14 protein-coding genes and 1 tRNA gene are annotated in these 10,608 nt (G+C 46.5%); 9 read left to right on the top strand and 6 right to left on the bottom strand.

Annotated elements, in window-relative coordinates; genetic code table 11:
- The coding region (locus tag RMO27_RS18705; protein ID WP_309735325.1) for a helix-turn-helix domain-containing protein at positions 1-601 on the top strand (601 nt) is incomplete at its 5' end.
- A 74-nt stretch (positions 602-675) separates the two neighbouring features.
- Here the strand turns inward: RMO27_RS18705 and RMO27_RS18700 are convergent.
- Positions 676-1,023: a hypothetical protein gene (locus RMO27_RS18700; protein ID WP_309735323.1), complete on the bottom strand. Its 348-nt coding sequence runs from the start codon at positions 1,021-1,023 to the stop codon at positions 676-678.
- 175 nt (positions 1,024-1,198) lie between these two features.
- Here RMO27_RS18700 and pyrE point away from each other — a divergent pair, with 175 nt between their 5' ends.
- The 5 genes from pyrE to RMO27_RS18675 all read left to right on the top strand — a co-directional run bounded on the left by pyrE (position 1,199) and on the right by RMO27_RS18675 (position 4,854).
- A complete protein-coding gene (gene pyrE, locus RMO27_RS18695) occupies positions 1,199-1,804 on the top strand; it encodes an orotate phosphoribosyltransferase (protein ID WP_309735321.1) in 606 nt (201 codons plus the stop codon).
- Between the two features lie 289 nt (positions 1,805-2,093).
- Positions 2,094-2,234 (top strand): hypothetical protein, encoded by a 141-nt coding sequence (locus tag RMO27_RS18690; protein ID WP_309735320.1) that lies wholly within the window; start codon positions 2,094-2,096, stop codon positions 2,232-2,234.
- Positions 2,235-2,776: 542 nt separating this feature from the next.
- On the top strand, positions 2,777-3,121 hold the full coding sequence (locus RMO27_RS18685) for an STAS domain-containing protein (protein ID WP_309735318.1): 345 nt from the start codon (positions 2,777-2,779) through the stop codon (positions 3,119-3,121).
- Positions 3,122-3,163: 42 nt separating this feature from the next.
- Entirely contained in the window at positions 3,164-4,333 is a 1,170-nt protein-coding gene (sat, locus tag RMO27_RS18680) for a sulfate adenylyltransferase (RefSeq protein WP_309735317.1), read from the top strand.
- A 71-nt stretch (positions 4,334-4,404) separates the two neighbouring features.
- Entirely contained in the window at positions 4,405-4,854 is a 450-nt protein-coding gene (locus RMO27_RS18675) for a hypothetical protein (protein WP_309735314.1), read from the top strand.
- A gap of 89 nt (positions 4,855-4,943) precedes the next feature.
- Here RMO27_RS18675 and RMO27_RS18670 read toward each other — a convergent pair whose 3' ends face one another.
- Positions 4,944-5,828, bottom strand: coding sequence for a ChaN family lipoprotein (locus RMO27_RS18670; protein WP_309735311.1), 885 nt, complete (start codon positions 5,826-5,828; stop codon positions 4,944-4,946).
- Between the two features lie 77 nt (positions 5,829-5,905).
- On the opposite strand from RMO27_RS18670, the gene RMO27_RS18665 reads away from it, so the two are divergent.
- The gene (locus tag RMO27_RS18665) at positions 5,906-6,397 is read left to right on the top strand and encodes a thioesterase family protein (protein ID WP_309735309.1); all 492 of its coding nucleotides are present in this window, start codon (positions 5,906-5,908) and stop codon (positions 6,395-6,397) included.
- Positions 6,398-6,404: 7 nt separating this feature from the next.
- Here the strand turns inward: RMO27_RS18665 and RMO27_RS18660 are convergent, their stop codons facing one another.
- Positions 6,405-7,349, bottom strand: a complete 945-nt coding sequence (locus tag RMO27_RS18660; protein ID WP_309735306.1) for a TIGR04168 family protein — start codon at positions 7,347-7,349, stop codon at positions 6,405-6,407.
- 71 nt (positions 7,350-7,420) lie between these two features.
- Entirely contained in the window at positions 7,421-7,780 is a 360-nt protein-coding gene (locus RMO27_RS18655; protein ID WP_309735304.1) for a DUF4359 domain-containing protein, read from the bottom strand.
- A gap of 94 nt (positions 7,781-7,874) precedes the next feature.
- On the opposite strand from RMO27_RS18655, the gene RMO27_RS18650 reads away from it, so the two are divergent.
- Positions 7,875-7,947: transfer RNA gene (locus tag RMO27_RS18650), tRNA-His, on the top strand.
- A gap of 68 nt (positions 7,948-8,015) precedes the next feature.
- Here the strand turns inward: RMO27_RS18650 and RMO27_RS18645 are convergent.
- Positions 8,016-8,762 (bottom strand): tetratricopeptide repeat protein, encoded by a 747-nt coding sequence (locus tag RMO27_RS18645; protein ID WP_309735302.1) that lies wholly within the window; start codon positions 8,760-8,762, stop codon positions 8,016-8,018.
- Positions 8,763-8,910: 148 nt separating this feature from the next.
- Here RMO27_RS18645 and RMO27_RS18640 point away from each other — a divergent pair, with 148 nt between their 5' ends.
- Positions 8,911-9,231, top strand: a complete 321-nt coding sequence (locus RMO27_RS18640) for an addiction module antidote protein (protein WP_309735300.1) — start codon at positions 8,911-8,913, stop codon at positions 9,229-9,231.
- A 205-nt stretch (positions 9,232-9,436) separates the two neighbouring features.
- Here the strand turns inward: RMO27_RS18640 and RMO27_RS18635 are convergent.
- The coding region (locus RMO27_RS18635) for a transglutaminase domain-containing protein (protein WP_309735298.1) at positions 9,437-10,608 on the bottom strand (1,172 nt) is incomplete at its 5' end.

Here is a 10,608-nt window from a genome sequence, read left to right as displayed (position 1 = left end):
CAACACTGCCGAGATTCAAGCCCTCTACAATCGGCTCCACAAGCTCCGCAAACAGTATGCCGATGCCAATAAGGTGGCACCTTACGTCATCTTTGCCGATTCGAGTCTGCGACTGATGGCGCAACAACACCCCCAAACCCTCGCCCAATTTGCCCAAATTTCCGGTGTAGGGGCGCGCAAGCTCGCTCAGTATGGGGAAATGTTTACCGCCGAAATCAGAGCCTTTAGAGCTGAATCTGGCTTGCCCGTCATCACCGAATCCGAAGCGACACCACCATTACCAGTGAGTGCACCGACGAAAAGTGATGTCTCCCACACCCACTTTCAAACCCTCGATTTGTACCGACAGGATTTGAGTCTAGCTGCGATCGCCAAAAAACGCTCGGTGCAGGAAAATACAATTATCGATCATCTCATCAAGTTGATGGAATGCGGTTATGAGCTGGATCTTGATCGAATCGTACCACCAGATCGAGCCACCGCGATCGAGCAAGCAATTGCGGCTGTAGGTGCTGAAAAGCTGACGCCGATCAAAGTACATCTAGGCGATGAGTACAGTTATGAAGAAATCAAACTAGTCAGAGCTAGGCTTAAAAAATAGTCGCTCGCGAAAGTTTTGAAGACAGCCAAGATCCCCGACTTCTCTTGGAAATCGGGGATCTCAGATACAATCACTTAATTGACAGCATTAACTTTGGCAGGATTATTCAGAAGGCTTGAAAAAGGATCGGGTAGATCGCGAGTCCGAATTGGCGTGCCAACACGTTGACGAATTAAGTCTTGATAGATAGTATCGATCGATCGAGCGTCACTCACAACATTATTGTCGGGATAGCTCAAACCTAGCAACATGGTGAATTGACGATCGATTCCATTACTCTGGAAAGTATCGTCTGATTGAGCGAACGTCGCGCGATTGAAAGCATCGGGAATCAGCTCTTCTGCTGCTTGGGCTTGAGTTGCAAAACAGCTAGTTGCAGCGACAGTTAGTGCCACACCGCAGAGCGTTTGTAATTTTATCATGGGTTAACCTCTATAATCACTTGTTTACATTATTCAACTGGTAGATTGCTCAATCGGGAAGATTTCGATCCGGCGATCGAAATTTTGTCCAGATATCCTGGCTACTTGGTGGGATCGAGTTAGGCGATCAGCACTAGGATAAGATTTAGTATCCAAAGATCTAGATATCAAAATTATGCACTCACCTGTTGGCAATATTCCCTATCCAACGATCAATCTAACTATCCTGCGCCAACATCTGCTCGATCTGCTCTGTCAGTTAGCCTACAAAGAAGGTGATTTTGTCCTCTCGTCCGGTCAAAAAAGTACTTATTATATCAATGGCAAGCAAGTAACGTTGCATCCCGAAGGCGCGGTTGCTACTGCCAGAATATTACTCTCGATGCTACCAGCAGATACCGATGCCGTCGCGGGTTTAACACTTGGTGCCGATCCGATCGTCTCTGCTGTCAGCGTGGTATCTGTCTATGAAGGTAAATCCATTCCGGCACTGATTATTCGCAAAGAAGCCAAAGGACATGGCACTCAAGCCTATATCGAGGGTGCCACGCTCAAACCTGGTGCGAAGGTGGTAGTACTAGAAGATGTAGTCACAACCGGACAATCGGCGATGAAAGCGGTAGAAAGACTCAGAGCGGCGGGTTATCATGTCGATCGAGTCTTGACATTAGTTGATCGTGAACAAGGTGGTGCGGCATTCTATGCCGAGCAGGAATTACACTTTGAAACGATCTTTACCATCCGCGATCTCCAAGCTAGATATCAAGAGTTGGGACTGTAAGCTAGATCGATCGGGGTATCTCAGTTTGTACCCCAACCATCGCTCCCATCGAATTGAGCATCCGCTGCGCGAACATTATCTCTGCCGATTATCGCGAGAAAAATGGCAATCCGATCGATGAATGTCCCCTTGAGATTCGATCGAGTTATTCAAGCTGTCAAGCGATCAATTTTTAGAGGATCGACCGATTTCCAAAACTCAATCGAGCGACTTTTCGAGTCTACGAACAGCATATTCGGATAATTAAAGTCGATCGATTCTAGTCAAATGATCGCCACAGATTGCTACGATGAATTTTTTGCCAACTGGTGCAGCACTGAGTGTCACCCGATACGCTAGTGCCACTTTGTTACCTACAGCTTGGAAACTTTTAGTGAATACCTCGATCGATCAGATTGCCGTCATAGCTGGCATTCATTACAGCAATTAGCTAAACTTCGATCTTGCCCGCTCGATCAATCTTATCTGTCCTAACTAACACAGGTATTCAGCATCAATTTAACCATCGCTCGATCTAAATCTTGCTATCTTATGTATATCTGTAGAGCGCATGTACTCCAGATCGTAGTAGTAATCGATTTTGTTAACAGGCTTACCTTTAAGTAAATTTATTGACTGCAAATCGAGCTGATGTGGCTAGTGAAAGTGCGATGAGCTGGGATCGCTTGCCGTCACAACAGATCGTCACGGCCGCGTAGCTCGGGAGTGTTTCATAATCGATTGGTTTACCGCTGCGATACTGACGATTTTAAGTCATTCAGCCCATGTGAGCGCGATCGCAAATAGGCGATGATATTGGTGTTAGGGAGAGATCTTAACCAAAAACAAATCATTAGGATCGGGCTAGACTGGATCGACAGACTCCAGCAATTTCTGTAGTCGATCGACTGGCAAATCGCAACTGATGCAGAGATTTGGCGATGGTGATTGCCGACCAACTTTAGACTAAATGAAAATTCGTGAGTCGATGATATGGCTGCTCCTCTCAAAATTATCAAACCAGCAGGCATAATTGACAGCGTCCAAGCAAATGAACTGTGCAATCAAGTCAGTGCTTTATTGGCGACGGGTCATAATCTAGTGCTGCTCGATATGAGTGATGTCAACTTTATCGATAGTTCTGGCTTGAGCGCGCTGATTATTGCGCTCAAAATGCTCAGATCTGCTGGTGGCGATTTGTACCTATGTTCGATCGCCGCACCAGTGCGAGACTTATTAAATATCACGCGGATGGATCGCTTATTCGATCGACCGCAAGACTCGCGATTCGAGTATTACTGTCAAGATACTGAATATTCGGAGCTAAAAAGCTGCTAGAGTGATTGATAAAAATATATCGAGATTGCGAGGGAAGTTAGTTTGAGTCAGCGTTCTGGTATTGCACCCCACGGCGGTAAATTGATAGATCGCATCGCCACCCCCGCTCAAAAAGCCGAATTTCTGAGTAAAGCCGAACATTTACCTAAAGTTGCGTTAGACGAACGGGCATTTTCCGATCTAGTCATGATCGCGATCGGCGCATTTAGCCCCCTGATTGGGTTTATGCCAGAAGCCGACTACAATAATGTCGTTGCCAAAATGCGGTTGGCCGATGGCTTACCGTGGTCGATTCCGATTACCTTATCTGTCACTGAAGCTGTCGCCGCACCCTTAGCAGTCGGTACACTCGTCCGGCTGGATGATGCGACGGGGAGATTCGTGGGCGTGCTGGAATTAAGCCAGAAATACACCTATAACAAGCAGCAAGAAGCGATTAATGTCTACCGCACCGATGATGAAAAACATCCTGGTGTCAAAGTCGTTTACGACCAAGGTGATGTTAATTTAGCAGGGGCGATCTGGTTGCTAGAGCGAGAGGCACACCCACAATTCCCCACCTATCAAATCGATCCGGCAGCCTCCCGCGCCCAGTTTCAAGCCAAAGGCTGGAATACGATCGTCGGTTTTCAAACCCGCAACCCGATCCACCGCGCCCACGAAAACATCCAAAAGTGTGCGATGGAAACCGTTGATGGCTTGTTTCTGCACCCCTTAGTCGGCGCGACTAAAGAAGATGATATCCCCGCTGACGTGCGGATGCGCTGCTATGAGATTATCCTCGAACATTACTATCCGAGCGATCGAGTAATTCTGGGGATCAATCCAGCGGCGATGCGCTATGCTGGGCCGCGTGAAGCGATTTTCCACGCCTTGATTCGCAAAAATTACGGTTGTACCCATTTTATCGTCGGTCGCGATCATGCAGGCGTCGGTGACTATTATGGTACCTACGACGCCCAACATATTTTTAATGAATTCGAGCCAGGTGAACTCGGCATCACACCAATGATGTTCGAGCACGCTTTTTATTGTCAGGTTACTAAGTCGATGGCAACTACCAAAACAAGTCCCAGTACTCCCGAACAGCGGGTGCATTTATCGGGGACGAAAGTACGCGACTTACTGCGCCAAGGTGAATTGCCACCACCAGAGTTTTCGCGCCCTGAAGTTGCTGCCGAATTAATTCGGGCGATGCAGGGGAACAAATAACCCTCAACAATCAACTAATAATTCAGCACCTACCATCTAACTAAATTAATCAATCACATCTAATAAAATTTATGTCCATCAAGTTTTCGATTCCGACGATCGCATTTGCCGCATTATTAACATTGGCACATAGTTCGATCGCGGCTGCTGAAGTTTACAAAACTAGTAAAGATCAAGTTGTAGTCACAGGTTTGACAGCTAAACAAAAATACCCAATTACGGGGATGAATGCCAAGAACAAAGCCGTCAAACGTCAAGATGTTGCTGCCAATGGTTGTGGTGAAGCTTTGGTTAATGGTGCTGGAAAATACAAGTCTTTAGTTGTCGGTACAGAGGCGATCGATCCTGCGACGCTGCCAACCAAAACGCACGCTAATTGTAAGCCCAAAAAGAAAACAGCTGTAGTTTCCAAGAAAACTAAAAAGACAACTACCACGACCACTACTACTGGTACAACAACAGTACCAGCTAGCACTACTCCCACAGTTACTCCTGTAACAACTACACCAGCGACTAAATAGAGTTTTCATCTAATTACTCAAACGAAAGTGGTGCTTACATAGGCACCACTTTTGTTTGTGAGTGAATTATTTATTGTGGCTCGATCGATCTAACGCTCGCGATCCCAGATAAAGTCCGCAGCTTGGGGTTGGAGCAGGAGGTTATCGGGACTGAGTAAGACAGTTTTGTGAGTGAATTTCGGACTAGCCACTCGCCGCCGGACGCGATCGGGAATCCCATATCCGTAGATAATATGGGAACTACCCGCAATAACTACCGTTTGGTGGCGGGGATTTTGGTTGGTAAAATTAGCAACGCGATCGGCCATAGTTTCATCCCATAATAATTGGGCAGTATAAAACCGATCGAAACTCTTGCTAGAGATCGATACAATGCCAGCATGTTGACGATAACTGCCCAAAATCATCTGCTGATATTTGACATTACTACGGTCGATTTGGTCGAACGGGGGAATATATTGCCGCTCTGTCAGCGTTAGGCTTTCCAAGCCTTGTTTGGCTGCCTTGCGGCTGATTTCTGTCGGTGTATTCAGAGCGATGATTGGCAATCGGTGCGCTTTGGCAAATTCTAGGATCGGTGCGTAAGATTCCCAGTTAAAACCCCAGCGTTTATCGAATTCCGATTGTTTTCGCAACTCGGCAGCAGTAATTTTGCCGGCTAAGTAGAGATCGAGCAGCGGCTGTGCTGGCCGTTGAAACATCTCCATCCCGATCGCGAGCTGCGAGTTATGCTGATATAAAGCTTGAATAATTGCGAGCTGCTGCTGACGATCTGATAATCGATCGTGAGTTTCGCCCAGATACACGACATTCGCCGTCTTGAGCTGGTTAACAATCTGTTGTTGCGAGGATGTAAAGCTAATATTGCGCTGTGTGACTGAATCGGCACTAGCAGACGGCATCATCACGATCGTATTACTAGCGACAATTACAATTAACCCCCATACAAGTGCGGCAATCCGGCGTATATTCATCTCTAGGCTGCATACTATATTCAGTTAGGATAACGCACAACATCGCTGTCCGCATCGCTAAACTGAGATTACCAATTATGGCCGAAACTACGGATCTTCGTTCTCAAATTCCCGCCGATAGCGCACTCGAAAAATTGAGCTATCAAGCCATGTCCGCCAATTGGTTTGAATACCCGATCGTGGCCTATCCCCATCATACCGATTATGGCGGAATTGTCTGGCATGGTGCCTATCTTACCTGGATGGAAGAAGCACGAGTCGCTTGCCTCAAATCGATTGGGATTGATTTTGCCGATTTGGTGGCTGTGGGTTGCGATCTCCCTGTCGTCGATCTATCGGTTCGCTATCATCGCGCGCTCAAGATGGGCGAAGCCGCGATCGTCAAAACGCGAACCATCGACATGGAAGGTGTCCGCATCGTCTGGGAATATGAGATCCAGTCAGTCGCTGGCGATGTTACTTACCTAACGGGGATGGTGACACTAGTCGCAGTCGATCGGGAAAAAGGTAAAATTATGCGGCAATTACCAACTACGGTCAGAGACGCATTGGTCAAAATGCGGGAGTAGTCGGCAGTTAGATTGCGTTTACGATCGAGCTTTCAGGTTGCTTGGCATCATTTTCAGCACGCCAATAAACTTCTTCTAAACCCACTTGAAAATCTTCTGTCATCCAGACTAAGCCTGCTTGAGTGACTTTCCCCTCATGCATCGTAACCAGTGAAAAGTTCCTAACCGTTCGTTCGATCGTCGAGAGGATGCGTGGGCACCGTGCAGCATTTAGATACACCGTACCAGGTCGCACGACAATCGGCTGTCGCAGACGATCTTTAGTATGTCTGAGTTTGTGGTGCATGTGACCGAAAGTCACCAGGGGAATCGATTTGCCATGGGTTTGCAGGCGCGAAATCGCAGCGGCTAAATCTGGATCGCCATAATCGCCACCAATGGGTTCCCCCCAATCCTTGCCACAGATCGATTCTGGCTCCTCACCTAATCCCGTCGGGCCATTGTGACCGATCATAATCAAATGTTCGCAGGTGGTACTCATCCCCATCTCAACAATCCGATCGATCGATGCCTCAAAACTCCCGATCCCATACCGCTCCTGATAAAAATCTCGGTATTTCCACTCCATCCCACCCCAGCTAAACGGGCGACTGCCGACCACACAGAGATTGAGTCGGGGAAAATCTAACTTGCCATAACCGACCGCACTAGCACCCAAGAGGTTAATCTGCTGCTGAACGCGATCTTCAACTTTGGGGTCGTAAGGACTTTTGCTGCGACCCCAATCGCTGGCTGTATACCAAGCATCATGATTGCCAAAGATCGTCGCTTTGGGCAGATCTAACGCGGCCAAGCGACTGACTAATTCGACCGCTTCATTGCCAAAGTCACCCACAAATAAGACCAAATCGATATCTAAATGCTGGAGGGCGATCTCATCCGCATCCTCCCATTGGTCGTGAACATCTCCCACGATCGCAATTCTAATCGGTTTGGTTGGATTTTCCAGCATGATTTTGATGAGCACTGTACTTGCGCCTTCATCATTATAAGGGAGAAGTACAGCACTCTGTAGCGGTTAGTTCACGGCGTTTTGTAAGTATAAAAGCGATCGAATAACCCGATCGATTCGACTCGACCATTAAAGTTGACTGCGGGGATGGAGATATCCGATCGATAGATGCTAAATAGTCCCCAGTCTTGACGCGTTGTTGTCGCTGCTAGTAACGGTTTAAGCTGGGGTTTGTAGGCTTCGATCGCCGCATGACATGGCTCCTGCACCAACATCCCCAATCCTCCTGGCGCGCGATCGCACTCTGCTCTAGCTAAGTTGCCAGCTTGCTCGACTGCATAATTTTCATAAGCCACTCGATCGGGATTGGTCAAAAATCCCAATCCACCCACACCTACTAGCCCCAACAAGACTATTAGCCAGCTTTTCATACCGTACCCAACTCACACACTAAAATTATTCTACTCCAAACCCTAGACTAATTTATTTAAATCATGCTATATTGGGTCTTACAGTAGAAATATGGCGAGCGTCGCCTAGTGGTTATGGCAGAGGTTTGTGGTGCCTCCACTCGCGGGTTCGAATCCCGTCGTTCGCCCTCTTCGTTTGTTCAAAAAATCCCTGACTTCGGTCTAGGGATTTTTTGTGTTAGTAATTATTCTCAAATTATCTGAAACTTGGCAACGAAATACTCCTCAGCATACTTGCTGCTTCTTTGCTGACCTGTTGATGCCTTCGAGCATGATAAGTTGGAGAATCTTTGAGTTTAGAAAGTAAATCCTCAAGTAATTTTTTGGCGATACCAGTATTGCGATCTTGGATTTCAATTCTCGCTAACAGAATAGTAGATTCAGGATGTCCCCAATCATGAATATCTTCTTTTAAATGCGATCTAGCGATCGACCATTTACCTAAATTAAATAGCACTTTCGCATACAGTATCGATGCATCACCTTGCAGATGCTTGGGATCTATTTTGAGTAATAATTCTAAATGTCTTGCGGCGACAGCAAATCGCTTCCGATCGAATGCTACCGATGCTGCACCCCATAGAGCATAAGGATTTTTTGGTTCTTTGCTCAATGCTCTCTGATAGGATAGTGCGGCTCGATCGAGATCGCCTAATTCTAATAAGATATTTCCTAGAATTAAGAACTGATAAGCTTTGCCAATGTGTCTAGCGGCAATTCTAGCTCGATATAATTCTTGCTTAAGTTGAATGTGTCTGAGCGGACTGACGATCTTACGAGTTTGAGGTTTATTTTGTCGATCGACAAAATAAACTAAAGCTCCAGGAAAGTAGCATAACAAAACGATCCAAAACCAGCTCGATCGAGTGCGCTTGTCCTGGGAGCAATCGATTAACATCCAAATCCAAAATCCAGTAATAATAAATACCAGTGTTGCTAACATAATGTCTATCGATCGACGCTATTTACCTCGATTACATTATTCAGCCTGCCATTACACAGATCAGGATACAATCTGAATTGTGGAGACAAAGATAGTCAAGACCGCGACATAGAAGACGCTAAAGCCAATTGGCAGGAGTATCAAACTAATGCGAAAACTGAGAACCCTTGAAGAAGCTACTGAAGTCTATTTCCGCGACCATCCTGAAGAAATTGATGATTATCTGACGGAAATTTTCCAAGATTTCGCTGAAGATAATGATACTGGTATATTACTAGCATCATTGCGCGTCCTGGCTCGCGTGCGGGATGTTGGCGATATGGCGGCACAAGTTGGTATGACTAGACAAGGGTTACAACAAGCCTTATCTGATGATGGTAATCCACGATTGAGTAATGTCACCTCGATTGTTAAGGCGATGGGCTATTGTTTGGTACCGCAAAAAATTCCACGATCGCAAGTTAGATAGCTTAACGATAATAAAAAGCGAGTATTATTGTCCTGTCTTTGAGAACTTCAATACACCCTCATCTATCTTTTTGTGACCTTGAATGCGTCCGGCTGATTCGTGTATGTAAGTAAGCTCATAAAGACAAGCGATGCCCACCCGACTATCCTGATTTTAATTTTGTTTGAGATCGGCTTTTTCATGGAGATAGGATTGAATTGTTCAATTAGTTTGCCTTCTCTTTTTTGAGAGTGGTTAATAATTCCTGTAATCGATCGACCTGCTGTGCCTCTTGCCCATATCGCCATGCCGTGTACGATCGAGAGATTTCGGTAACTACCGTACCGATCGAAGACGATCGAGTATCTCTCACGGATTGGGCATATTCCAATGGAGTTTGGGCGGGATGTTTGGGGATAGCAAGATTGGCTAACATTTGTTGATAAATACGTTCGACTGGTGATAACTTTTTCAACCATTGGCGATGTCGCCATTTTTGGATTTGTTGCCAGCTCCACCAGCCACAAAAAGCAACAGAAATCGCGATCGCAATCCCGCTAAATATCCCCAACCAACCTTGGTTAAATAAACCGAAAAATAGCGACATACCGACAACTAACCAGCCGAGTGTTAACGACCAAGCATAGGCCAACCAAGCCGTCACTGGCGAAGGTAGCCAACTAGCCACCCAGTTCCAAAGTTGTTGCAACGTGCTAAAAGTTTGGTCTTCATCGACACCTGGTGGGGTCAAGGGGTGCCCTGGAATCGGGTCGAAGGCAAACCAACCATATTCGGGGAAATAGACCTCTGTCAGGGCATGAGCATCGGTATTGGAGACTTCATAAAATCCGGTGAAGGGATTGAAATTGCCAGGATCGAAGCCGACGACTAATCGTGCGGGAATCCCGATCGAGCGGAGCATCATTGTATAGGTAGTGGCAAAGTGATCGCCATAACCACCCGCTTCGCAACTAGTCGATTTGCCTTCACAGCGGAACAGAAACCAACTGGCTAAATCTTCGCCACTGGGGACACGATCGAGTGTCAGGGGATTTTGGGGGAGGCGATAATGTTGCTTGAGATATTGGGCAAGATAGAGTGCTTTAGCGTAATTAGATGTCAGCGGTTGGCTATCTTTACCGACTTGTTGTTGCGGTGCACGATCGACTAGATCTTGGGTATATGTTTGGAGTTTGGCCGAGATTTTGTCGGGAATTTGCAGGTAATAAGTACTGATTTTTTGGGGGTAATTAGTGCTCGCGCGATCGAGTAATTGGCGATCGCGGAAGGGGACTTGGGATACGACAGTATAAGTCAATCCTTGTTGCAATCCCACTGGCGATCGCAGCGTCTGTTCGCGATCGACCGCCACTTCTGGCGTGGGAAAATACAACTCAT

This window comes from Chamaesiphon sp. OTE_75_metabat_556 (assembly GCF_031378165.1).
GTDB lineage: Bacteria > Cyanobacteriota > Cyanobacteriia > Cyanobacteriales > Chamaesiphonaceae > Chamaesiphon.
Note: the sequence above shows the minus strand (reverse complement) of the source record. Positions and strands in the feature narration are given on the sequence as shown.

What these genes read in the sequence shown, in the direction of transcription:
- RMO27_RS18700 (WP_309735323.1), bottom strand. Translation starts at nt 1,023, where the DNA reads ATGATAAAATTACAAACGCTCTGCGGTGTGGCACTAACTGTCGCTGCA.
- pyrE (WP_309735321.1), top strand. Translation starts at nt 1,199, where the DNA reads ATGCACTCACCTGTTGGCAATATTCCCTATCCAACGATCAATCTAACT.
- RMO27_RS18690 (WP_309735320.1), top strand. Translation starts at nt 2,094, where the DNA reads ATGAATTTTTTGCCAACTGGTGCAGCACTGAGTGTCACCCGATACGCT.
- RMO27_RS18685 (WP_309735318.1), top strand. Translation starts at nt 2,777, where the DNA reads ATGGCTGCTCCTCTCAAAATTATCAAACCAGCAGGCATAATTGACAGC.
- RMO27_RS18675 (WP_309735314.1), top strand. Translation starts at nt 4,405, where the DNA reads ATGTCCATCAAGTTTTCGATTCCGACGATCGCATTTGCCGCATTATTA.
- RMO27_RS18670 (WP_309735311.1), bottom strand. Translation starts at nt 5,828, where the DNA reads ATGAATATACGCCGGATTGCCGCACTTGTATGGGGGTTAATTGTAATT.
- RMO27_RS18665 (WP_309735309.1), top strand. Translation starts at nt 5,906, where the DNA reads ATGGCCGAAACTACGGATCTTCGTTCTCAAATTCCCGCCGATAGCGCA.
- RMO27_RS18660 (WP_309735306.1), bottom strand. Translation starts at nt 7,349, where the DNA reads ATGCTGGAAAATCCAACCAAACCGATTAGAATTGCGATCGTGGGAGAT.
- RMO27_RS18655 (WP_309735304.1), bottom strand. Translation starts at nt 7,780, where the DNA reads ATGAAAAGCTGGCTAATAGTCTTGTTGGGGCTAGTAGGTGTGGGTGGA.
- RMO27_RS18645 (WP_309735302.1), bottom strand. Translation starts at nt 8,762, where the DNA reads ATGTTAGCAACACTGGTATTTATTATTACTGGATTTTGGATTTGGATG.
- RMO27_RS18640 (WP_309735300.1), top strand. Translation starts at nt 8,911, where the DNA reads ATGCGAAAACTGAGAACCCTTGAAGAAGCTACTGAAGTCTATTTCCGC.